The organism is Streptomyces sp. NPDC002573 (genome assembly GCF_042889625.1).
GTDB classification, from domain to species: Bacteria; Actinomycetota; Actinomycetes; order Streptomycetales; family Streptomycetaceae; genus Streptomyces; species Streptomyces gibsoniae.
In genome coordinates, this window is sequence record NZ_JBIARC010000011.1 from 108,584 (window position 1) to 130,442 (window position 21,859).

Consider the following 21,859-nt stretch of genomic DNA (forward strand, 5'->3'; position numbering starts at 1 on the left):
GGCGAGAGCGGCGAAAGAGCCGCTGACGAGGGCGCGCGGGGCGGGGCCTCGGCGGGGTCGCTCCTACGGGCGGGCCCCGAGGGGGACGCTCCTAGGAGTGCCCCAGCTCGGCCGCCGCCTCGTCCGCCACGACCGGTACCGAACCCGAGTCCGGAGAGGGACGCAGCGGGAACGGCTCCACCTTCGTCTCGTCGACCACCGGCGGGGGCGGCTGCGGAGCCTTGGGCATGACGGCCGCCTCGGAGTGGCCGCCGCAGCCGTAGGCGAGGGAGACCACATGGCCGTCGGCCGGGGAGAACTCGTTCGCGCACACGCCGAAGGCCTGGCCGAGCGAGCCCCCGAGCGCCACCAGGAAGCCGCAGCTGACACAGGAGGCGGGCGCCGCCTGCGCCATCGGCGTCTTCGAGCCGAACGCCTCCTCCCAGCGGTCGGCGGCGACATGCAGTCCGTAGCGGGACAGGACCCGGGCGCGGCGCATGCCCAGTTCCTCCGCGACCGCGGCGATCGAGCCGCGCGAGGGGGCCATCGGCAGGTTCGCGGGCACGCCCGCGGTCACCTCCACGTCCTCCGCCTCGACCAGCTCCGCCATCTCGCCGGAGACCGGGGAGTTCGGCGGGGGCTCCTCCTCGCCCGAGAAGCCGGGCTCCAGGCGCAGATCCTCGGCGTCCGTCGGCAGCAGGTCGCCGGGGCCCATGTCGCCCGGGCGCAGCCGCTCGCTCCACGGCACCCACTCGGGCGCGAGCAGCGCGTCGGGGCCGGGCAGCAGCACCGTCTCGTCGAGCGTGACGATCTTCGCACGGGACGCCCGTGTGACCGTCACCGCCCAGCGCCAGCCGCGGTACCCCATCTCCTTGCACTCGAAGAAGTGGGTGACAACGCGGTCGCCCTCGGCCACCATCCCGGTGTGCTCGCCGACGACGCCGGGCGCGGCGACCTCCTCGGCGGCAGCGCGGGCGAGGTCGACGGCCTCGGCGCACAGGCGGTCGGGGGTGCGGCTTCGCGTTGTCGCTGCGCTCACAGGTATCGCTTCTCTCCTACGCCGTCTCACGGGTGCGCCATTCCCGGCTGCGGGTGCGAACGGAGCGGACCGGAGGACCGCGTCGACGTCCGCGCCCGATCGCACTCGGGCGCACCTACCCCATCCATTCTGCGGGATGGATGAGAGGCGCGCGGCCGAGAACAATCGCCACGACGCGCTACGCACGCTACCCTCTCCGCGCCCCGGGGCCCACACCGAGTGGCCGCGCTTTCCCGGAGACGGGCCCTCCGAGCCGGGCCGGTACGGCGTCGGCGCGGTCTCCGGACCGTCCGGCGCGCCCGGCCCGTCGCGCGCCCGCGCCCGTCCTGTGCGAGACACCACGCGCCCCGATCCGCGCGGTAACCGCACTACCCCCGGCCTTCTCGGGGCACTATGACGGGGTGGCAGCCGCGAGGTCGTCCCACGAAGCCGCCGGGGTGGGCGGGGCCGAAGGACGCAGCCGGGGTGGCGGTTCGGGCCGGTTCGGCGGTTCCGTCCGCGCGGTCGGCCGTGCCCTGCATCTCCCGGTCACCGGCGCCGCCCGGGGCATCCGCAAGGTGACGCACGCGCACGGCGCCGGCGAGTCCGGACTCGGCAAGCTGATCGAGCTGCACGCCGTGAACGGTGCCGGCGACGTCATGGTCACCGTCGCCCTCGCCTCCACCGTCTTCTTCTCCGTGCCGACCGACGAGGCCCGCGGCCGCGTGGCCCTTTATCTGGCCATCACGATGGCACCGTTCACGGTCCTCGCCCCCGTGATCGGCCCGCTCCTGGACCGGCTGCCGCACGGCCGCCGGGCCGCGATGGCCGGCGCGATGCTCGCCCGGGCCCTGCTCGCGCTGATCATCTCGGGATCGGTCGCGAGCGGAAGCCTGGAGCTGTACCCGGCGGCGCTCGGCGTCCTCGTGGCCTCCAAGGCGTACGGGGTGGTCCGCAGCGCCGTGGTGCCCCGGCTGCTGCCGCCCGGCTTCTCCCTGGTGAAGGCCAACTCCCGGGTGACTCTCGGCGGTCTCCTCGCCACCGGCGTGGCCGCCCCGATCGGCGCGGGCCTGCACACCATGGGACCGGCGTGGCCTCTCTACGGGGCCTTCCTGATCTTCGTCGCGGGGACGTTTCTGTCGTTCTCGCTGCCCCCGAAGGTCGACTCCGCCAAGGGCGAGGACGTCGCGCTGCTCGCCGCGGACGCCGAACACCTGCACGGGCCGCGCCGCCGGACGAACGGGCGCCGCCCGGGGCTGCGCACGGTCGGCCCCGCCGTCACCCACGCCCTGGCCGCCAACGCCGCCCTGCGCTGTCTGTCCGGCTTCCTGATCTTCTTCCTCGCCTTCCTGCTGCGCGAGCACCCGCTCACCGGGGAGAGCGCCGCGGTGTCGCTCGGCATAGTCGGCGTCGCGGCGGGCGCGGGCAACGCGCTCGGCACGGCGGTCGGCTCCTGGCTGAGGTCCCGCGCCCCGGAAGTGATCATCGTGACGGTCGTGGCCATCGTGCTGGGCACGGCGATCACCGCGGCGCTCTTCTTCGGCGCGTTCCTGGTGGCGTGTCTGGCGGCGGTCGCCGGGTTCGCCCAGGCGCTCGCCAAGCTGTCGCTGGACGCGCTGATCCAGCGGGACGTGCCGGAGCTGGTGCGGACCTCGGCGTTCGCACGCTCGGAGACGCTGCTCCAGGTGGCCTGGGTGCTGGGCGGCGCGATCGGCATCGTGCTGCCGCTGAACGGGGTGCTGGGGCTCGTGGTGGGCGCCGCGCTCGTCGCCGCGGGCTGGCTGGCGACCGTACGGGGTCTGCTCGCCTCGGCCCGCCGCGGCACCCGCGCGGGCACCTGATCGCACGAGTACGCGGCACGTCGCGCACCCCACGTGGCGAGGGGACCGGACGCGCCCGATAGCCTTCGGCCATGACCGCACTGCGTTCCCGCCGCGCCGTAGCCGCCCTCGGCGCCGTTTCCGCCGGACTTCTCCTGCTGTCCGCCTGTAACAAGCCGACGCCGCTCGCGACCGTCACGGTCGGCACGGACTCGGTGAGCTCCCAGACCGACTGCTACAACGACGGCAACGAAGTCGCGGCCGCGGATCTGGCGAAGTGCCTGAAGTCCAAGGACATCAAGACGATCAGCGCCGACCCCGATGCGACGGTCCGGTTCGGCGTGGACCCGGCCATCGCGGACAACGGCTGGACGATCCTCATGAACGGTCAGCCGCTGACCGACTCCAGCAAGAAGACGTACCGCACGATCCCGGGCAGCGTGTTCTTCAACGCGCAGTACGGCGCGAGCGGCAACACCACCCTCGTCTCCATCAAGGAGGGCGAGAACAAGGTGACGGGTCTGTGGACCTTCAAGCTCAAGAAGGAATCCTGACCACGCCGTCCGTCGAGGCGCCCCCCGCTCGCGGGGGCGGCATCCTGGTGGCCACCGCCGTCCCGGCCGAACGGGACGCGGTGGCCAGGGCGTTTCCAGGGCCGGTGACCGAGGTGCCGCTGCCCGCGGCCGTCCTGCACCGGACCGGTGCCGTGGACCTCCTCGCCGTCGGGGTCGGGCCCGCCCTCGCCGCCGCCTCCACCGCCTCCGCGCTCACCGCCGCCGCGCTCGCGGGTGCCCCCTACGACCTCGTGGTCAGCGCCGGCATCGCGGGCGGCTTCGCCCCGGACGCCCCCCTCGGCGCGCTCGTCGTCGCCGACGACATCGTGGCCGCCGACCTCGGTGCCGAGACCCCGGACGGCTTCCTCCCGGTCACCGACCTCGGGTTCGGGACCGTCAGCCACCGGCCGCCCGCATCACTCGTACGAGAACTCGCGGCCGCCTCCGGTGCGCTCACCGGCACCGTCCTCACCATCTCGACCGTCACCGGCAGCGCCCGGCGCGCCGCGGAGCTGCGCGCCCTGCATCCGTCCGCGCTCGCCGAGGCGATGGAGGGCTTCGGCGTCGCGGAGGCGGCCGCCGCGCACGGCACGCCCGTCGTGGAGATCCGGGCCGTCTCCAACCCCGTCGGCCCCCGCGACCGCGCCGCCTGGCGCATCGGCGACGCCTTCGCGGCCCTCACCGAGGGCTTCGGGAAGTTCGCGCACGTACTCGAGAGTTGGACACAGCATGACCGCACCCACTGAGTCCCGGCCCCTGCAGATCGCCTACTCCCCCTGCCCGAACGACACGTTCGTCTTCGAGGCCTGGGCCCACGGCCGCGTTCCCGGCGCACCGGCGCTCGACGTCACCTTCGCCGACATCGACATCACCAACGGCATGGCCGAGCGCGGTGAGTTCGATGTGCTGAAGGTGTCGTACGCGGTGCTGCCGTACGTCCTGGACGAGTACGCGCTGCTGCCGTGCGGGGGCGCGCTGGGGCGGGGCTGCGGGCCGCTGGTGCTCACCCGGGAGCCGGACGCCCCGCTCACCGGGCGGACGGTCGCCGTGCCGAGCGAGACGTCGACGGCGTATCTGCTCTTCCGGCTGTGGGCCGCGGACACCGTGCCGGGAGGCGTCGGCGAGATCGTCGTCATGCCGTTCCACGAGATCATGCCGGCCGTGCGGGACGGGAAGGTCGACGCCGGGCTCGTGATCCACGAGGCCCGGTTCACCTACCAGAACTACGGGCTGCACAAGCTCGCCGACATGGGCGAGCACTGGGAGGCCACGACAGGGCTGCCCATCCCGCTGGGCGCGATCATCGCCAGGCGCTCGCTGGGCGAGGACACGCTGAAGCTGCTCGCCGAGTCCGCCCGGGCCTCCGTGCGGGCGGCCTGGGACGACCCCGAGGCCTCCCGTGCATATGTCATGGAGCACGCCCAGGAGATGGATCCGGCGGTGGCGGACGCGCATATCGGGCTGTACGTCAACGAGTTCACCGCGGACCTGGGCGAGGACGGCTACGCCGCTGTCCGGGGCCTGCTCACACGCGCGGCGGCCGAGGGGCTGGTGCCGTCCCTCGGCCCGAAGGCGCTGGCGTTCCCCTGACGGGGGCTCCGGACCGGCTCGCGCGCGCTCAGACGTCCAACTGGTCGGCGACCGCGCGCAGCAGGCCCGCGATCTTCTTGCCGGAGGCCTTCTCGGGGTAGCGGCCCTTCTCCAGCATCGGGGTGATGTTCTCCAGGAGCGTCGTCAGGTCCTGGACGATGGAGGCCAGTTCGTCCGGCTTCTTGCGCTGGGCGGCCGCGACCGAGGGCGTCGGATCCAAAAGGGTGACGGACAGCGCCTGGTCACCGCGCTGACCGGCGACCACTCCGAACTCCACGCGCTGTCCCGGCTTCAGGGAATCGACTCCGGCGGGGAGAACCGAGGAGTGGACGAAGACGTCGCCGCCGTCGTCGCGGGAGAGAAAGCCGAAGCCCTTCTCGCTGTTGAACCACTTGACCTTGCCGGTAGGCACGTCTGTCCTCGTCCTCGTACTCGTCGGAAACTGCGTCTGCAAAGTATTTCGGGAAACCGCTCTGAAGAGCACTGCAGCGGGTCCCCGGACCCGCCGGTACCAAGGCTAATGGTCCGGGGGCCGGTGGCAAGACGTCGCCGAGTCGTTCCTCGCGACGGGAACTACCCTGGTCCGGTGCGTGACGAAACCCAAGCGAATTCCGCCGCGGCCGGCGACCGGCTGATCCGTGCCGGTGCGATCGTCTTCTTCATCGGAGCGGTGGCCACTTTGGTCACCGTGGCCCCGCTCCTGCTCGGGACGAAGCCCTTCCCGACGTTCCTGTACGGCCTGAGCATGCTCATGGCCGTCGGCTTCCTGCTGGCCGGCGCGGGCTTGCTGCGCTCGATCGCGCAGGGCCGCAAACGGGCCCGCGAGGCACGCTCCTGACGGACGGGCGTCGTCCCGGCGGACCGAGGCTCTCCTGACGGACCGCCGGGGTCCGTCGCTCTACCGGGCCGCGTACTCCGTCAGCCAGGCGGGGAACTCGGTCAGGTCGGCGAGGACGACGTCCGCGCCCGCCGCCCGCAGTTCCTCGGCGGGGCAGGGGCCGGTGGCCACGGCGACCGAGTACGCGCGGGCCTTGCGGGCGCCGCGCACGTCCCCGACGTGGTCGCCGACGTAGACGCCGGCCGCGTGCTCCAGGAGCGCCTCCGCCTTCTGCTCCGCCCACAGGTCGCCGATCACCTCGTCCGGCTCGATCCCGAGGTGCTCCAGGTGCAGCTTCGCGTTGGGCTCGTACTTGGCGGTGACGACGATCGCGCGCCCGCCGGCCGCCCGCACGGCCTCGATCGCCTCACGGGCGCCGGTCAGGGCGGGCGTCGCGGCGATCGCGATAGCGGGGTACATCGCGCGGTAGAGATCGGCCGTCTCGTCGATCCGCTCCGCCGGGAACCAGTTGACCAGTTCGTCCACCAGCGGGGGCCCGAGCCGGGTGATCGCGAGGTCGGCGTCGATGTACGTTCCCGTCCGCGCCGACAGCTCCCGGTAGCAGGCGTGGATCCCGGGCCGGGAGTCGATCAGGGTCATGTCGAGGTCGAAGCCGACGGTGAGGGCGCGAGACGTCATGGGAGCCATTGTCCCAGCGCCCCGGGTGGGCACCGGAGGCGGCTCCGCCCGCCGGACCGTGCCTCACTTCTGCCGCTGCGACCGCCACACCAGATACAGGGCCGAGGCGACGGCCGCTCCCCGCACCACCCAGGGCCAGGTCTGGGCGACGGCGTCGTTCATGTGCCCCTGGGCGATCGGATCGCCCCAGCGGCCACTGGTGCGGCCCCAGAGCCAGACGATCCCCGAGGCGACGGCCAGACCGGGCAGCACCATGACCGCCCACTTGGACTCGGCGGGGGTCAGCCGGCGCGAGCCCCAGGCGATCAGCCAGCCGAGACCGAGGGTGAACCAGTTGCCGAGCACGGCCCCGGCGACGAGGAGCCCGGCGGCCAGCAGCAGCAGCGGGTTGCTCCGGGCGGTGAGCAGGGGCAGCCGACGGCGGGCGGCGCGCTCCTTGGCGGCGGGGGCGGCCTCGACGACGGGTTCCGCCGCGGCCGGCTCCTTCCCCTTCGGCTCCTTGCCGGCCGGTTCCCCGCCGCCGTCCGGCTTCGGCCCACCGCCCGGCGCGGGCGGCGGCTTCAGCAGTTCGGGGATCTCCACCCCGCCCGTGAACCCCGGTACGGGGTCGCCGAGCGCGAACCCGCCGCCGGGGGCGCCGTCCACCCGCCACCAGTCGGGCCGGACGGCGCTGTCGCCCAGCTCGTCGGCACCGGCCAGATGCGGCGGTGAGGCGGCGTTCCGGGGCGGGCCCGCGGGGCCGGGCTCGGCGGGGCGGGGGCGGGGCACGACACGGCGCAGGCCCCTGGGGCGGCCGGAGTCCTCGAAGCCCTTCGACCGCTGCTCGGGGACGGCCGCGGGACGGCTCGGCACGGCACCGCCCGAGGTGTCCTCGGAGGCGGCGGCCACGACCTCGTCCGGGGTGCCCAGCCGGTCGAGGATGCGCCGGACGGCTGCCGGGCTGTCCACCGGGGACTTCGCCCGCCGCCGGTCGATCTCCTCGCGCAGCCCGGACACGAGCCGCATCCGCGCGGCCGACGGCAGCTGACGCTGCTGGGCCACGTCTCCGACCCGGCTCAGATAGTCGAAGACGATCTGGTCGCTCTCGATCCCCACGAAGCCCCTCCGAGGTGGGCCGCTGTCGGTACGTACCGTATCCCGGCGGACGCTTCCCGTGAGCTGCGCCCGGATCTCCCGTCGGCCCCGCCGGCCGCCACGGCCCGGCCGGCCCGCTCCTCAGGTGCCGGACGGGCTAGGAAGGGGGGTCACCCGCTACGGTTGACCGGATGACCCCCGAGCAGCGCTCACGCAAGGAAGCCGCGGGCACCGGCGCCGCCGCGCCCCGCTCACTGGCCGAGTCCCTGCGTGCGCGGGACGACGCCTCCCTGTCCGCCCTCCTGCGCGCCCGCCCGGACCTCATCACCCCCGTCCCCACCGACCTCACCCAGCTCGCGACCCGCGCCGCCACCCGGGCGAGCGTCGTCCGCGCGCTGGAGCGCCTCGACCGGTTCGCCCTCCAGACGGCGGAGGCCCTGGCCGTGGCCCCGGACCCGGCGTCGTACGACGAACTGCTGGATCTGATGGCCGGGGACGGCGGCGCTGAGGCCGACCCGGCCGTCGCCGAGGCCTTCCCCCGCGCCCTCGCCGTCCTGCGCGAACAGGCCCTGGCCTGGGGCCCCGACGACCGCCTCCGCCTCGTGCGCACGGCCCGGGAGCTGCTCTCCCCGTCCCCGCAGCACCCCTCGCCCACCGGTCTCGGCCCGACCGTCGCCGAGGCCGCCTCCGGCATGTCCCCGGGCCGGGTCCAGGAGATCCTTACGGTCACCGGGCTGCCCAGCACCCATGACGCCGTGTCCGCGACGGCCTCCCTGACCGCCCTGTTCGCCGACCGCACCCGGATGGCCGCGCTTCTCGCGACCGCCCCCGCCGAGTCCCTCGAGGTGCTGACCCGCCTGGTGTGGGGACCGCCGTACGGCCAGGTCACCCCGGATCCCGCGCCGCGGCTGCGCTGGCTGCTCGACCGCGGGCTGCTGCTGCCGACCGCCCCGGGGACCGTCGTCCTGCCCCGGGAGGTGGCCCTGCATCTGCGGTCCGGCCGCGCCCACCGGCACACCGAGCCGCTGCCGCCCGCCCTCACGACCGCCGCCACCCACCGTCCGCAGATGGTGGACGCGACGGCGGCCGGGCAGGCGTACACCGCGCTCGCGACCGTCGAGGAGCTGCTGAAGGACTGGGACGAGGGCGGTCCTTCGGTGCTGCGCGCGGGCGGCCTGAGCGTGCGCGACCTGAAGCGGACCGCGGTGGCGCTCGACGTGCCCGAGCCCATGGCCGCCTTCTGGGTCGAACTCGCCTACGCGGCGGGTCTGCTGGCCTCCGACGGCGAGGCGGACGAGCGGTACGCGGCGACCCCGGCGTACGACGAGTGGCTCGAACTGCCCCCCGCCGTGCGGTGGACCCGGCTGGCCACGGCCTGGCTGGCGGCGACCCGCGCGCCGGGCCTGGTCGGCGGCCGGGACGCGAAGGACCGCGCACTGTCCGCGCTCGGCCCCGGGCTTGACCGCTCCGCCGCCCCCGAGGTCCGCCACCGGGTGCTGGCCCTGCTCGCCGGCCTGCCCGAGGGCGCGGCGGCCGGCCACGACTCGGTCCTCGCCCGGCTCCGCTGGGAACGCCCGCTGCGCGGCGCCCAGCCCACGGCGGAGGACCTGCGCGGCCGCCTCGCCGAGTGGGCGCTGTCCGAGGCGGAGCTGCTGGGTGTCACGGGCCGCGGGGCGCTGTCCGCGCACGGCCGTGCGCTGCTCGGTGACGCCGCGGAGCACGCCCCGGCCGCCGAGCCGGCCGGCCCCGGCGACAAGCTCCCGGTGCACCACCGGCACCACCCTCCCGCGCTCCGCGAGCCCCTCACGGCGGCCGACCGGGCGGCGGCGGCCGACCGCGCCGCGACGCTGCTCGCCCCGCTGCTGCCCGAGCCGCTGGACCATGTGCTGCTCCAGGCGGACCTGACGGCGGTGGCCCCCGGTCCGCTCCAGCGGCCGCTGGCCGACATGCTCGGGGTGCTCGCGGACGTCGAGTCGAAGGGCGGCGCGACGGTCTACCGCTTCACGCCCGCCTCCGTGCGCCGCGCCCTGGACGCGGGACGCAGCGCGAGCGATCTGCACGCGTTCCTCACCGCGCACTCCCGCACTCCGGTGCCGCAGCCGCTCGCCTATCTGATCGACGACGTGGCGCGCAGGCACGGGCATCTGCGCGTCGGGGCGGCCTCGGCGTATGTGCGCTGCGACGACGACAGCGTGCTGAACGAGATCCTCGCCGACAAGCGCTCCGCCTCGCTGCGCCTGCGCCGGCTGGCCCCGACGGTCCTCGCCGCGGGGGCCGACCCGGCGACACTCCTGGAGGGGCTGCGCGCCATGGGCTTCGCCCCGGCCGCGGAGTCCGCGGAGGGCGACGTCCTGATCACCCGGGCCCATGCCCACCGCACCCCGCCCCGCACCGCGCCGGAGCCGGTCCCGGACGGGCCGCCGACGCCCGACGCGACACTCCTGACCGCGGCGCTGCGCGCCATCCGGGCCGGCGACCTGGCCTCGACGGCGGCCCGCAAGCCCGGCCCGGAGCCCGCCGCCGACGGCGACCTGCCGCGCACCACCTCCGCCGAGACCCTGGCCACCATGCAGGCCGCCGTCCTCACCGGCACCGCCCTGTGGATCGGCTACGTCAACGCCGAGGGCACCGCCTCCCAGCGGGTCATCGCCCCGCTGCGGGTGGAGGGCGGTTTCGTCACGGCGTACGACCACACGGCGGACGAGGTCCGCACCTATCCGCTGCACCGGGTCACGGGAGTGGCCGAGCTGGCGGACGACCAACTGTGATCACCCCCGGATGAGGCACACTGGACGTTTGGCCGAGCTGTTGGCCACACGGAAAGGGTGCCGCGCGTGAATGGTCCGCTCATCGTTCAGTCCGACAAGACCCTGCTTCTCGAAGTCGATCACGAGCAGGCCGACGACTGCCGTCGCGCCATCGCGCCGTTCGCCGAACTGGAGCGGGCGCCCGAGCACATCCACACCTACCGGGTGACCCCGCTCGGGCTGTGGAACGCCCGGGCCGCCGGGCACGACGCCGAGCAGGTCGTCGACGCCCTCGTGCAGTACAGCCGCTATCCGGTGCCGCACGCCCTGCTCGTCGACATCGCCGAGACCATGGACCGGTACGGACGACTGACCCTCAGCAAGCACCCGGCCCACGGTCTGGTCCTGACGACCACCGACCGGCCCGTGCTCGAGGAGGTGCTGCGGTCCAAGCGCATCGCCCCGCTGGTCGGGACCCGGATCGACCAGGACACGGTCGCCGTGCATCCCTCCGAGCGCGGGCAGATCAAGCAGGTACTGCTCAAGCTGGGCTGGCCCGCCGAGGACCTCGCGGGATACGTCGACGGCGAGGCGCACCCGATCGAGCTGGCCGAGGACGGCTGGGCGCTCAGGCCCTACCAGAAGCAGGCCGTGGAGAACTTCTGGCACGGCGGCAGCGGAGTCGTCGTGCTGCCCTGCGGCGCGGGCAAGACCCTGGTCGGCGCCGGGTCCATGGCCCAGGCCAAGGCCACCACCCTGATCCTGGTCACCAACACCGTCTCCGCCCGGCAGTGGAAGCACGAGCTGGTGAAGCGGACCTCGCTCACCGAGGACGAGATCGGCGAGTACTCCGGTACGCGCAAGGAGATCCGGCCGGTCACCATCGCCACGTACCAGGTGCTCACCACCAAGCGGAAGGGTGTCTACCCGCACCTGGAGCTGTTCGACTCCCGCGACTGGGGACTCATCGTCTACGACGAGGTGCATCTGCTGCCCGCGCCCGTCTTCAAGTTCACGGCGGACCTCCAGGCGCGCCGCCGGCTCGGGCTGACCGCGACGCTGGTGCGCGAGGACGGCCGCGAGTCGGACGTGTTCTCCCTCATCGGGCCCAAGCGGTTCGACGCGCCCTGGAAGGAGATCGAGGCCCAGGGCTATATCGCCCCCGCCGACTGCGTGGAGGTGCGGGTGAACCTCACCGACTCCGAGCGGCTCGCGTACGCCACCGCCGAGACCGAGGAGAAGTACCGCTTCTGCGCCACCACCGACACCAAGCGGAAGGTGACCGAGGCGCTGGTGCGGCGCTTCGCGGGGCAGCAGATCCTGGTCATCGGCCAGTACATCGACCAGCTGGACGAGCTGGGCGAGCACCTGGGCGCGCCCGTCATCAAGGGCGAGACCTCCAACGTGCAGCGCGAGAAGCTCTTCGACGCCTTCCGCGAGGGCGAGATCAACGTGCTCGTCGTCTCCAAGGTCGCGAACTTCTCCATCGACCTGCCGGAGGCGACCGTCGCCATCCAGGTGTCGGGGACGTTCGGGTCGCGCCAGGAGGAGGCCCAGCGGCTGGGCCGGGTGCTGCGCCCGAAGGCCGACGGCCACCAGGCGCACTTCTACTCGGTGGTCGCCCGCGACACCATCGACCAGGACTTCGCCGCCCACCGTCAGCGCTTCCTGGCGGAACAGGGCTATGCGTACCGGATCATGGACGCGGACGAACTGCTGGCCGAGAACTGAGGGTCGAGAACCCCGAAGTCACAGCAGGCGCACGAGGGGTCACGGTCCGTCAGGATGCGGGCCGGCCCCCTTGCGTCCGGGCGGCGGAGCCCGGCTGGGGCGGGAAGTGCCCGGCGAACCGCCGTCACCGGCGGCTGCGGACTCCCGACTCCTCCCCGTACTCGCCGAGGAGGACCACGTCGATCGCGGCGCCCAGGAACACCTTGGCGGCGCGCAGGGCGTCCCCGAGGCGATGACGCCGGTGCTTGCCCTCCAGGGCGGTGGCACCGGTCGGCGGGCCGTGCCGGGCGGGTGTGAAGGTCACTGCGCTCATGTATCCATGGTGGAACCACCGGCCCCGAATGGCGTCGGCCCAAGGACGTAACCTGCGCGGCTCTCCCGTACCCCTTCCGGTCCCCCGGTGTCGTACTCCGGAGGGACCCCTCCCCCTAGGGGCCCTTAGGGGGACACGGCCCGCCCGTCACCGGGGCGCCGGTCGCGGGCGGCCCCGGGCGCCGGGAAATCCACTGGCCGCCACGGACGCCGTCACCTAAAATCTCCTCTCTTGCCCGCCTCCCTTCACGGAGAGCCGTCGTCCGGCCGGAAACCGGACGGCACCACCGCCACCCGTCCTCGCGACGCAGCCACCGCCCCGGAGGGCAGCTTTCCGTGTCCACCCCGTCAGCCCCCGACCCCCGCCCCGGCCTCTCCGACGCCGACCCCCTCTCCCGCGAACGCTCCCACCTCGCCGCCTCCCGGGCCGCGCTGCGCGCGATGCGCGAGGACGTGGAGAACCTCGACATCCGCGATGTCACCGCGAACTGGGTCAACGCCGCGGTGCTCGCCCGCCAGATCGACGAGCGCATCAAGGCCCTCGCCGACCTCAGCCACACGCCGCTGTTCTTCGGCCGCCTCGACTATCTGCACGCTCCCGGGGCCGACCAGGCGGAGGGCGCCGAGGGCGAGCGCTTCTACATCGGGCGCCGGCATGTGCACGACGCCGACGGCGACCCGATGGTGATCGACTGGCGCGCGCCCGTCTCCCAGCCGTTCTACCGGGCCTCGAAGAAGGACCCGATGGACATCGGGCTGCGCCGCCGCTTCGGCTACACCGGCGGCGACCTCACGGCGTACGAGGACGAGCATCTGTCCGACCCCGCCGAGACCGGCGCCGCCAGCAAGCTGCTCCAGCAGGAGATCGAGCGCCCGCGCGTCGGCCCGATGCGCGACATCGTGGCCACGATCCAGCCCGAGCAGGACGAGATCGTGCGGTCCGGGCTCTCGGGCACGGTCTGTGTGCAGGGCGGCCCCGGCACCGGAAAGACGGCCGTCGGCCTGCACCGGGTCGCCTATCTCCTCTACGCCCACCGCGAGCGGCTCGCCCGCACCGGCACCCTCGTCATCGGACCGAACGCGTCCTTCCTGCACTACATCGAGCAGGTGCTGCCCGCGCTCGGCGAGCTGGAGGTGCGGCAGGCGACGGTGGACGACCTCGTGGCGCATGTCGAGGTCCGCGGGACGGACGCGGCGGCCGCCGCCGTCGTCAAGGGCGACGCGCGCATGGCGGAGGTGCTCCGGCGGGCCGTCCGCGCGCATGTGACGCTTCCCACGGAGCCCGTCGTGGTGGTGCGCGGCTCCCGGCGCTGGCGCGTGTCCGCGTACGAACTCGAGCAGATCGTCCGGGAGTTGCTCGACCGGGACATCCGCTACGGCGCCGCCCGCGAGGCCCTGCCGCAGCGGATCGCGCACGCCGTGCTGGTCCAGATGGAGCGGGCCGGGGAGGCGCCGGACGACCGGGTGCAGGACGCCGTGGCCCGCAACACCGCCGTGAAGGCGGCGGTCAAGGCGATCTGGCCGCCGGTCGACCCGGCCAAGCTGGTCCTGCGGCTGCTCACGGACGCCGAGTTCCTCGCCGGGCACGCCGCGGGGCTGCTCGACGACGACGAGCAGAAGGAGATCCTCTGGACGAAGCCGGTGCGCTCGGTGAAGTCCGCCCGCTGGTCGCCCGCGGACGCCGTGCTGATCGACGAGGCCACCGACCTGGTCCAGCGCACGCACTCGCTCGGGCATGTCGTGCTCGACGAGGCGCAGGACCTCTCCCCGATGCAGTACCGGGCGGTCGGCCGGCGCTGCACCACCGGTTCGGCGACCGTGCTCGGCGATCTCGCCCAGGGCACCACCCCCTGGGCGACCCGCAGCTGGGAGGAGGCGCTCGCCCACCTGGGCAAGCAGGACGCGATGATCGAGGAGCTGACGGCCGGTTTCCGTGTGCCGACCGACGTGATCACCTACGCCTCCCGGCTGCTGCCGCACATCGCGCCCGGGCTCACGCCCGTGGCGTCGGTCCGGGAGAGCCCGGGCTCCTTCGAGGTGCGCCCGGTCACGGACACCGCCGACGTGGTCGCCGCCTGCATGCAGTCCCTGCGCCACGAGGGCTCGATCGGCCTGATCGCGGCCGACGCCCGGGTCCCCGTGCTCGCCGAGGCGCTCACCGCCGCGGGCATCGGCTACCTCGGCCCCGGCGAGGAGACGACCGAGGAGACCCGGCTGACCCTCGTCCCGGCGTCCCTCGCGAAGGGTCTGGAGTACGACTACGTGGTCCTCGACGAGCCGCAGGCGGTCGTCGACGGCGAGCCGGACGAGCGGACGGGCCTGCGCCGTCTGTATGTGGCCCTGACCCGTGCCGTCTCGGGCCTGATCGTGACCCACGCGGCCCCGCTGCCGCCCGAGCTCGGCTGAGATCAGCCGTCGAGGGCCGTACGCCACTCCCGTACGGCCTGCGCGGAGACCGGCCCGGTCCAGCCGGCCGGGCGGGCCGCGCCGCCGATGTGGAAGGCGTCCACGCCGGCGGCGCGCAGCCGCGGGACGTGCTCGAGGCGGAGGCCGCCGCCGACCATGAGCCGCTGGGTGTAGCCGGGCTCACCGTGCCGGGCGGCCTCGGCGACCAGGGTGGGCAGACCGTCGTCCACACCGTCGGACGAGCCCGCGGTGAGATAGGTGTCCAGGCCCGGCAGCTCGGCGAGCTGCTTGCGCAGGGCGTCCCGGTCGGCGGCGTGATCGATCGCGCGATGGAAGGTCCAGCGGCAGCCGTCCAGCTCCGCGAGCAGCCGCTCCACGTTCTCCAGGTCGGGCCCGCCGTCCTCGTCGAGGAACCCGAGCACGAACTCGTCGGCACCGGCCGCGCGCAGCTCGCACGCGGCACGGGCGAGCGCCCCGGCGTCACCGGCCGCGAACCCGTCCCGCTTCCGGAGCATCACGCGCAGCGGGATGTCGACGGCGTCGCGGATCCCGGCGAAGGCCGCGACCGGCGGGGTCAGCCCGTCGGCGGCGATGTCGGTGACCAGTTCGAGGCGGTCCGCACCTCCGGCCTGGGCGGCGACCGCGTCCTCGGGACCGAGGGCGATCACCTCCAGGACTGCACGCGAGCTCATAGGACCCCTTTCGTTGGTGTTCCCTGGAGCGACTACAGGTCTAGTCCAATCCAAGCGTACGACGACGGGACGCCCACAGGGAGACGGCACCGGCCGAGCCGGCCCTTCCGCGCCGTCCGGTCCTGCCGCATCGCCGTAGGATCCCCGCGCGATGACGGGCGCGCTGAGGAGCACGGTGGACCGCGTCTGGGACGCCTTCTGGACCGGTGGCATCTCCAACCCGCTGGAGGTGCTGGAACAGATCACCCATCTGCTCTTCGTCCGCCGCCTCGACGAGTTCCAGACGGCCAGGGACCGGACGTGCCGGCGCGGCGTCCCGGACTCCGCCCCCTTCTTCGGCCCTGATCAACAGGACCTGCGCTGGGGGAACTTCAAGGACGACGAACCGGCGCGGATGTACCGCACGGTCGCCGACAAGGTCTTCCCCCAACTGCGCACCCTGGACGGCGAGGACTCCACGTACGCGCACCACAGGACGCCCGCTTCACCGTCCCGACCCCCGGCCTGCTCTCCAGGGTCGTCCTCCTCCTGGAGGGCATCCCCTTGCAGGACAAGGACACCAACGGCGACCTGTACGAGTACATGCTCGGCAAGATCGCCACCGCCGGGCAGAACGGACGGTTCCGCACCCCCCGGCACATCGTCCGGCTGATGGCCGAGATGACCGAGCCCAGCCTCCGCGACGAGATCTGCGACCCCGCCTGCGGCACCGCCGGCTTCCTGGTCGAGGCGTACGTCGAGGACGGCGTGGCCATGGTGCACATGAGTGACGCGTTCTACGGCGCCGTCAGCGCCGAGGGGCTGAAGCGGGTGGCGCGCCGCCCACGTCCTCCCGCGGGTCACCGGGGCGACCACCACCGCCATCAGCCTGCCGCCGCTCACGGAACAGCGGGCCTTCGAGCGGCGCCTCGAGGAGATCGGCCGAGCGAAGGCCGCGTACCTGACCCAACTCGACTCCCTCGACGAACCCTTCGCCTCGATCCGGCCACGTGCCTTCACCGGCAGCCTCTGGAAACGCGAGGACAGCGCGTAGTCCCTGAAGGGCCCGTGCGGCACCACGCACAGCACTCCCCGGTCGAACCACCGCGCCACCACGAGGACAATGGCGGCATGGCCGATCTCGAAGCCCTGCGCGCACGCTGGACCCGGGCCCTCGAAGGGGCCCGGGGACCGGCCGGCGGTCCCGATCCCGCCCCGTACGCCGAGAACCTGCTCGCCCGCTGGCAGGAGCCGCAGCGCCGGTACCACACGCTCGCGCATCTCACCGCGGTCCTCGACCACATCGACGTGCTGCGGGAGCACGCGGACGATCCCGACGTGGTGCGGCTGGCCGCCTGGTTCCACGACGCCGTCTATCTGCCCGACCGTTCCGAGAACGAGGAGCGCTCCGCCCGACTCGCCGAACGCGCCCTGCCCGAGGCCGGGGTCACCGAGGAGCGGACGGCCGAGGTCGCCCGGCTGGTCCGGCTCACCGTCACCCACGCCCCGGCCGACGACGACCGCGACGGCCAGGTGCTGTGCGACGCCGACCTCGCGATCCTCGCGGCGCCCCCGTCCGCGTACGCCGCCTACACCGCCGCCGTCCGCGAGGAGTACGGCTTCGTCCCGGGCGACGCCTTCCGCACGGGCCGCTCCGCGATCCTGCGCGAACTCCTCGGCCTGCCAAGGCTGTTCCACACCCCGTACGGGCAGGACCACTGGGAGGCGACGGCCCGCTACAACATCGCCTCGGAACTGGAAATGCTGTCGACCTGAGCACGGGCGGTCTCCTAGCCTGCCCGCATGCGGAGCATGGGTGGGGAACGGGTGGAAGAGGCCGTGGCGAGCTGTACGAGGCTGCTGCGCACGGCGACGGACCGGGACTGGGACGGGGTGAAGGCCGGGCGGCTGGAGTGGAGCTGCCTGCGGACCGCGGAGCACATCGCGGGCGATCTCGTCGCCTACGCCGGGCAGTTGGCGGGCCGGGCACAGGACGCGTACGTGCCCTTCGACATCACCCTCGACGAGGGCACCGACGCGGCGGGCGCGCTGGATGTCATCGAGGCGACCGGCGCCCTGCTCTCCGCGGCCGTCCGGACCACCCCGCCGGGGGTGCGCGCCTTCCACCCGTATCCCTTCCGCAGCGTGAACCGCGAGGGCTTTGCCGCGATGGGCATCGTTGAAGTCCTGCTGCACACCCATGACATCGCCGAGGGTCTGGGGCTCGCGTACGAGGCGCCCGCCGAGCTGTGCGAGGACGTCCTGACCCGGATCTTCCCGCAGGTCCAGCCCGGACCGGCGCCCTGGCCCACCCTGTTGTGGGCCACCGGACGCGGCGATCTGCCCGGCCGCGCCCCGGTCACCGAGTGGCGCTGGCACAACACCCCAGTGGTCCCGGCGGAACGCCTGACCCTGGAGGGCGTCACGCCCGCGGCGGCCCGTGATCTGTTCCTGGGCGGAGACGGGGGGTTCGAGTGGATCGAGGGCGGGCCCTTCCACGGCACGCGGGAAGCCTCCGGGATGGTGGTGGCCGCGTACGAGAACGGGATGTACCGGCCGGAGTGGGGCCTGTACATCCTCGTACGCAAGGAGGACGGCCGCGCGATCGGCGGCATGGGCTTCCACGGCGCCCCCGACGAGGACGGCCGCGCGGAGGTCGGCTACGACCTGGCGGAGGCCGCCCGCGGTCAGGGCTACGCGACCGAGGCCCTGCGCGCCCTGACGGCACGGGCCCTGGTCCGGGACGACGTCCGCGCCCTGCACGCGGTCGTGAACGAGGACAACCACGCCTCGCACGCGGTGGTCTCGCGCGCCGGGTTCCGGCGGGTGGGCACGACCGGCGAGAACGGCACGCAGGTGGCGTACGAGCTAGGGGGTGTCTGACAATTCGCGTCGGAGCAGCGCGCGGCGTCCGGTGCTGGGGGTGCCCCCACGCCTTTCAGGCAGTGGGGGAGCATCGCAAGGCGGAGGATCGCCCGCGTACTGGACGTACTCGGGTGATCCGACAACGCGGCGAGGTGCCGTGCCAGGCGTCGTGCGCCCGGCGGGAACTGTCAGGCGCCCCCTAGAAGGCTGACCGGCGCGCGGCGGCCGTGCCCTTGCGCCGCCGTAGGCCGGAGGCGTGCAGCAGGCGCACCACCTCGCGGCTGTCCACCTCCACCGCGCCCGCCCGGACGGCGTCCGGGTAGCGGTGGGAGGGCAGGTCGTAGTGGTCGCGCTCGAAGGCCCGGCGCGGCACTCCCAGCCGTTCGGCGAACCGGTGCAGTTCGTCGTACGAGACATCGCTGACCAGGTGGGACCACAGCCGGCCGTGGCCCGGCCAGGTGGGCGGGTCGATATAGACCGTCACGAGGACGGCATCCCGCCCGTGGCCCGCCCCAGGAATCCCACCGCCGCGACCTTCACGCCCGCCTTCGGGCACACCCAGTGCGGATCGGCTCCGAGTTCGGGCTCGACGTCGAGGGCGTGCGGGTCGCCGGAGCCGCAGACGGGGCACAGCGGCCAGCGTCCGTACCGCTCCAGCAGGGCGTCCTGGACGTCCTGGGCGACGAGCCCGGCGACGTAGTCCATGCCGTCGGGCCACTGTTCGACCCACCATCGCCGCTGGGCGACGGAGTCCTCGACGAGCGAGACGACATCCGCCTCGGCGACCTCGCCCGCGATCAGGTCGGCGAGCACCAGGGCCCGGGCCGCGTGCAGGGCCTGCTCCAGGGGGCTGATGGGATCCATGCCCCCATTGTGCGCAACTCTTGACCGGACGTCCGAACGGAAAATATCTTTCACATTGTGACCCAGCGTGTGAAGGAAACTTTCCGCGGTTCATCGGGCCAGGACGCGCCGCCCGCTCCCGCCGCCCTCGCCGCCAAGGTGCGTACCCTGGCGCCCTCCATGACCCGGTCCATGCAGCGCGTCGCCGAGGCGGTCGCCGGGGACCCGGCCGGGTGCGCGGCGCTCACGGTCACCGGTCTCGCCGAGCGCACCGGCACCAGCGAGGCCACCGTGGTGCGTACGGCCCGCCTCCTGGGCTATCCGGGCTACCGGGACCTGCGGCTGGCCCTCGCCGGCCTCGCCGCCCAGCAGCAGTCGGGCCGCGCCCCGTCCGTCACCGCCGACATCGCGGTCGACGACCCGATCGCGGACGTCGTCGCGAAACTCGCCTACGACGAGCAGCAGACCCTCGCCGACACCGCGGCCGGTCTCGACACCGTGCAGCTCGGCGCCGCCGTCACCGCGCTCGCCGGCGCCCGCCGTATCGATGTGTACGGCATAGGGGCGTCCGGGCTCGTCGCCCAGGACCTCGTCCAGAAGCTGCTGCGGATAGGGCTCATAGCCCATGCGCACAGCGATCCGCATCTCGCGGTCACCAACGCCGTGCAACTGCGCGCCAAGGACGTGGCGATCGCGATCACGCACTCCGGTTCCACCGGCGACGTCATCGAACCGCTGCGGGTGGCCTTCGAGCGCGGGGCGACCACCGTCGCGGTCACCGGCCGTCCGGACGCGCCCGTCACGCAGTACGCGGACCACGTCCTGACCACCTCCACCGCGCGCGAGAGCGAACTGAGGCCGGCCGCGATGTCGTCCCGCACCAGCCAGCTCCTCGTGGTGGACTGCCTGTTCGTCGGCGTGGCACAGCGCACGTACGAGGCCGCCGCACCGGCACTGGCCGCGTCCTACGAGGCCCTGGCACACCGTCACCACCCCCGCGGCGCGACGAAGAGATAGCCCGTCCTCCCCTCAGAGCAGTGCCGCACCGGAAAGAGCCGCGCCCGATGACCTCCTCGTCCCACCCGCGTGATCTGCGAGCAGAGCTGGAGTCCCTGACCACCGAGGCGTTCCGTCCCGAGCTGGCCGAGATCGACCGGCTGCCGACCTTCGAGATCGCGCGGATCATGAACGGCGAGGACGCGACCGTGCCGGCCGCGGTCGCCGCGCGGCTGCCGCAGATCGCCGCCGCGATCGACGCCGTCGCCGAGCGGACGGCCCGGGGCGGGCGGCTGGTGTACGCGGGTGCGGGCACGGCCGGGCGGCTCGGCGTCCTCGACGCCTCCGAGTGCCCGCCGACCTTCAACACGGACCCCTCGCAGGTGGTGGGACTGATCGCGGGCGGCCCCGGCGCGATGGTGACCTCGGTGGAGGGTGCGGAGGACTCCCGGGAGCTGGCGGCCCAGGACCTCGACGCACTGGGGCTGACGGCCCGTGACACGGTGGTCGGCGTCTCGGCCTCGGGGCGCACGCCGTACGCACTCGGCGCGGTGGAGCACGCCCGGGCGGCCGGCGCGCTCACGGTCGGCCTGTCCTGCAACGCGGACAGCCCCCTCGCGGCGGCCGCCGACCACGGCATCGAGATCGTGGTCGGCCCCGAACTGCTGACCGGTTCGACCCGGCTGAAGGCGGGCACGGCGCAGAAGCTGGTCCTCAACATGATCTCGACGATCACGATGATCCGGCTGGGCAAGACGTACGGGAACCTGATGGTCGATGTGCGCGCCTCCAACGACAAGCTGCGCGCCCGCTCCCGGCGCATCGTGGCGCTCGCGACGGGCGCCGACGACAAGGAGATCGAACAGGCTCTCGCGGCCACGGACGGCGAGGTCAAGAACGCGATCCTGACCATCCTCGGCGCGGTGGACGGCCCGACGGCGGCCCGGCTCCTCGCCGAGAGCGACGGCCGTCTGCGTACGGCACTGGAGAAGGCGGCGGACTGACCGGGGCGCGGCCGCCCCTGCCCTCGTACTACCCCTCGGCCCGCTCCTTGCGGCGGCGGTGCAGATGGCGGGCGACGAGGAGCACCACGAGGACGGCCAGCGCGACGAGGAAGTACAACTCGTAGCGAGCGATCGCCGGGTACAGCGTCTCCAGATGGGATCCGGCGAGGGCGCCGAACGTGACCCACACCCCGACCCACAGGGCGGCGCCGAGCGCGTTGAAGAGCAGAAAACGCCGCCAGGGCATCTCGGCCAGCCCGGCGATGATGCCGTTCGCCTGGCGCAGCCCCTCGACGAACCGCGCCACGGCGACGATCTTGCTGCCGTGCCGGGCGAAGAAGGCCTCCGCCTTGGCGACGCGGGCCGGGGTGAGCAGGACGTAGCGGCCGTAGCGCTCCACCATCCGATGGCCGCCGAAGCGGCCGATCGCATAGCCGACGTTGTCGCCGGCCACCGCGGCGACGAAGGCGATGACGGCCACCAGGATCAGGTTCAGCCGGCCCGCGCCCGCGTACACGGCGGCGACGATCAGGATCGTCTCGCCGGGGACGGGCACGCCGAAGTCCTCCAGGAACACCAGCCCGGCGACGGCCGGATAGCCCCAGTGGTCCAGGACCGGCGCGACGTCGGCGAGGACTCCGGGAAGCGGGGGCTGGGTCATCGGCGGTCTCCGGGCGGTCGGGCTTCGGCGTTCGGCACCGGCTTCCATGGTCCGTCACGCGAGGGGAAGGCG

The 21,859-nt window shown here is 73.6% G+C and carries 21 protein-coding genes and 2 pseudogenes; 14 read left to right on the forward strand and 9 right to left on the reverse strand.

All coding sequences use genetic code 11. The annotated features are described in order from the left end of the window. Positions 1–91 precede the first annotated feature (91 nt). Positions 92–1,018 (reverse strand): DUF3027 domain-containing protein, encoded by a 927-nt coding sequence (locus ACFYX0_RS13565; protein ID WP_388969965.1) that lies wholly within the window; start codon positions 1,016–1,018, stop codon positions 92–94. 401 nt (positions 1,019–1,419) lie between these two features. On the opposite strand from ACFYX0_RS13565, the gene ACFYX0_RS13570 reads away from it, so the two are divergent. The 4 genes from ACFYX0_RS13570 to ACFYX0_RS13585 all read left to right on the forward strand — a co-directional run bounded on the left by ACFYX0_RS13570 (position 1,420) and on the right by ACFYX0_RS13585 (position 4,961). Beyond that, complete coding sequence (locus tag ACFYX0_RS13570) at positions 1,420–2,838, forward strand: MFS transporter (RefSeq protein WP_388969967.1); 1,419 nt, start codon at positions 1,420–1,422, stop codon at positions 2,836–2,838. 71 nt (positions 2,839–2,909) lie between these two features. Beyond that, positions 2,910–3,371, forward strand: a complete 462-nt coding sequence (locus ACFYX0_RS13575; RefSeq protein ID WP_355907174.1) for a DUF2771 domain-containing protein — start codon at positions 2,910–2,912, stop codon at positions 3,369–3,371. A 47-nt stretch (positions 3,372–3,418) separates the two neighbouring features. Continuing rightward, entirely contained in the window at positions 3,419–4,117 is a 699-nt protein-coding gene (locus ACFYX0_RS13580; protein ID WP_388970060.1) for a futalosine hydrolase, read from the forward strand. Then, complete coding sequence (locus ACFYX0_RS13585) at positions 4,101–4,961, forward strand: 1,4-dihydroxy-6-naphthoate synthase (protein ID WP_388969969.1); 861 nt, start codon at positions 4,101–4,103, stop codon at positions 4,959–4,961. The genes ACFYX0_RS13580 and ACFYX0_RS13585 overlap by 17 nt, the downstream gene beginning before the upstream one ends. 28 nt (positions 4,962–4,989) lie before the next feature. Here ACFYX0_RS13585 and ACFYX0_RS13590 read toward each other — a convergent pair whose 3' ends face one another. Next, complete coding sequence (locus ACFYX0_RS13590) at positions 4,990–5,373, reverse strand: cold-shock protein (protein ID WP_311694548.1); 384 nt, start codon at positions 5,371–5,373, stop codon at positions 4,990–4,992. A gap of 174 nt (positions 5,374–5,547) precedes the next feature. On the opposite strand from ACFYX0_RS13590, the gene ACFYX0_RS13595 reads away from it, so the two are divergent. Next, complete coding sequence (locus tag ACFYX0_RS13595) at positions 5,548–5,799, forward strand: hypothetical protein (protein ID WP_311694547.1); 252 nt, start codon at positions 5,548–5,550, stop codon at positions 5,797–5,799. A gap of 60 nt (positions 5,800–5,859) precedes the next feature. Here the strand turns inward: ACFYX0_RS13595 and ACFYX0_RS13600 are convergent, their stop codons facing one another. Further along, positions 5,860–6,477, reverse strand: coding sequence for an HAD family hydrolase (locus ACFYX0_RS13600; protein ID WP_388969971.1), 618 nt, complete (start codon positions 6,475–6,477; stop codon positions 5,860–5,862). Between the two features lie 63 nt (positions 6,478–6,540). Continuing rightward, on the reverse strand, positions 6,541–7,572 hold the full coding sequence (locus ACFYX0_RS13605) for a hypothetical protein (RefSeq protein WP_388969973.1): 1,032 nt from the start codon (positions 7,570–7,572) through the stop codon (positions 6,541–6,543). A 170-nt stretch (positions 7,573–7,742) separates the two neighbouring features. On the opposite strand from ACFYX0_RS13605, the gene ACFYX0_RS13610 reads away from it, so the two are divergent. Beyond that, entirely contained in the window at positions 7,743–10,319 is a 2,577-nt protein-coding gene (locus tag ACFYX0_RS13610) for a helicase-associated domain-containing protein (RefSeq protein ID WP_388969975.1), read from the forward strand. 66 nt (positions 10,320–10,385) lie between these two features. After that, a complete protein-coding gene (locus ACFYX0_RS13615; protein ID WP_388969977.1) occupies positions 10,386–12,029 on the forward strand; it encodes a DNA repair helicase XPB in 1,644 nt (547 codons plus the stop codon). A gap of 124 nt (positions 12,030–12,153) precedes the next feature. Here ACFYX0_RS13615 and ACFYX0_RS13620 read toward each other — a convergent pair whose 3' ends face one another. Further along, positions 12,154–12,342 (reverse strand): hypothetical protein, encoded by a 189-nt coding sequence (locus tag ACFYX0_RS13620; RefSeq protein WP_355907196.1) that lies wholly within the window; start codon positions 12,340–12,342, stop codon positions 12,154–12,156. A 335-nt stretch (positions 12,343–12,677) separates the two neighbouring features. Between ACFYX0_RS13620 and ACFYX0_RS13625 the strand changes: the two genes are divergently transcribed. Next, complete coding sequence (locus ACFYX0_RS13625) at positions 12,678–14,747, forward strand: HelD family protein (RefSeq protein ID WP_388969979.1); 2,070 nt, start codon at positions 12,678–12,680, stop codon at positions 14,745–14,747. A 2-nt stretch (positions 14,748–14,749) separates the two neighbouring features. Here ACFYX0_RS13625 and ACFYX0_RS13630 read toward each other — a convergent pair whose 3' ends face one another. Then, a complete protein-coding gene (locus ACFYX0_RS13630) occupies positions 14,750–15,439 on the reverse strand; it encodes a copper homeostasis protein CutC (RefSeq protein WP_388969981.1) in 690 nt (229 codons plus the stop codon). A 151-nt stretch (positions 15,440–15,590) separates the two neighbouring features. Between ACFYX0_RS13630 and ACFYX0_RS13635 the strand changes: the two are divergent. From ACFYX0_RS13635 to ACFYX0_RS13650, 4 genes and pseudogenes are all read left to right on the forward strand, one after another. Then, positions 15,591–15,824: pseudogene (locus tag ACFYX0_RS13635) on the forward strand (type I restriction-modification system subunit M N-terminal domain-containing protein); the annotation flags it as partial. A gap of 197 nt (positions 15,825–16,021) precedes the next feature. After that, positions 16,022–16,114 (forward strand): annotated as a pseudogene (locus tag ACFYX0_RS13640) (hypothetical protein); the annotation flags it as partial. A gap of 435 nt (positions 16,115–16,549) precedes the next feature. After that, positions 16,550–17,194, forward strand: a complete 645-nt coding sequence (locus tag ACFYX0_RS13645) for a hypothetical protein (protein WP_388970062.1) — start codon at positions 16,550–16,552, stop codon at positions 17,192–17,194. 27 nt (positions 17,195–17,221) lie between these two features. Continuing rightward, positions 17,222–18,301, forward strand: a complete 1,080-nt coding sequence (locus tag ACFYX0_RS13650; RefSeq protein WP_388969983.1) for a GNAT family N-acetyltransferase — start codon at positions 17,222–17,224, stop codon at positions 18,299–18,301. 181 nt (positions 18,302–18,482) lie between these two features. Here ACFYX0_RS13650 and ACFYX0_RS13655 read toward each other — a convergent pair whose 3' ends face one another. Together ACFYX0_RS13655 and ACFYX0_RS13660 are read right to left on the reverse strand one after the other, a co-directional pair. Then, positions 18,483–18,767, reverse strand: a complete 285-nt coding sequence (locus tag ACFYX0_RS13655) for a DUF4031 domain-containing protein (RefSeq protein ID WP_355907214.1) — start codon at positions 18,765–18,767, stop codon at positions 18,483–18,485. After that, entirely contained in the window at positions 18,764–19,147 is a 384-nt protein-coding gene (locus ACFYX0_RS13660; protein ID WP_311694536.1) for a hypothetical protein, read from the reverse strand. Before ACFYX0_RS13660 ends, ACFYX0_RS13655 begins: the two co-directional genes overlap by 4 nt. Before the next feature lie 57 nt (positions 19,148–19,204). Here ACFYX0_RS13660 and ACFYX0_RS13665 point away from each other — a divergent pair, with 57 nt between their 5' ends. Further along, a complete protein-coding gene (locus ACFYX0_RS13665) occupies positions 19,205–20,143 on the forward strand; it encodes a MurR/RpiR family transcriptional regulator (protein WP_355907218.1) in 939 nt (312 codons plus the stop codon). Positions 20,144–20,190: 47 nt separating this feature from the next. Then, positions 20,191–21,126, forward strand: a complete 936-nt coding sequence (gene murQ / locus ACFYX0_RS13670; RefSeq protein ID WP_355907221.1) for an N-acetylmuramic acid 6-phosphate etherase — start codon at positions 20,191–20,193, stop codon at positions 21,124–21,126. A 28-nt stretch (positions 21,127–21,154) separates the two neighbouring features. On the opposite strand, the gene ACFYX0_RS13675 is transcribed toward murQ, so the two are convergent. After that, positions 21,155–21,787: a DedA family protein gene (locus ACFYX0_RS13675; RefSeq protein ID WP_388969985.1), complete on the reverse strand. Its 633-nt coding sequence runs from the start codon at positions 21,785–21,787 to the stop codon at positions 21,155–21,157. Positions 21,788–21,859: the final 72 nt, after the last annotated feature.

Coding starts and splice junctions, on each gene's coding strand:
- ACFYX0_RS13575 (WP_355907174.1), top strand. CDS start 2,910: ATGACCGCACTGCGTTCCCGCCGCGCCGTAGCCGCCCTCGGCGCCGTT.
- ACFYX0_RS13585 (WP_388969969.1), top strand. CDS start 4,101: ATGACCGCACCCACTGAGTCCCGGCCCCTGCAGATCGCCTACTCCCCC.
- ACFYX0_RS13600 (WP_388969971.1), bottom strand. CDS start 6,477: ATGACGTCTCGCGCCCTCACCGTCGGCTTCGACCTCGACATGACCCTG.
- ACFYX0_RS13610 (WP_388969975.1), top strand. CDS start 7,743: ATGACCCCCGAGCAGCGCTCACGCAAGGAAGCCGCGGGCACCGGCGCC.
- ACFYX0_RS13620 (WP_355907196.1), bottom strand. CDS start 12,342: ATGAGCGCAGTGACCTTCACACCCGCCCGGCACGGCCCGCCGACCGGT.
- ACFYX0_RS13630 (WP_388969981.1), bottom strand. CDS start 15,439: ATGAGCTCGCGTGCAGTCCTGGAGGTGATCGCCCTCGGTCCCGAGGAC.
- ACFYX0_RS13645 (WP_388970062.1), top strand. CDS start 16,550: ATGGCCGATCTCGAAGCCCTGCGCGCACGCTGGACCCGGGCCCTCGAA.
- ACFYX0_RS13650 (WP_388969983.1), top strand. CDS start 17,222: ATGCGGAGCATGGGTGGGGAACGGGTGGAAGAGGCCGTGGCGAGCTGT.
- ACFYX0_RS13660 (WP_311694536.1), bottom strand. CDS start 19,147: ATGGATCCCATCAGCCCCCTGGAGCAGGCCCTGCACGCGGCCCGGGCC.
- murQ (WP_355907221.1), top strand. CDS start 20,191: ATGACCTCCTCGTCCCACCCGCGTGATCTGCGAGCAGAGCTGGAGTCC.
- ACFYX0_RS13675 (WP_388969985.1), bottom strand. CDS start 21,787: ATGACCCAGCCCCCGCTTCCCGGAGTCCTCGCCGACGTCGCGCCGGTC.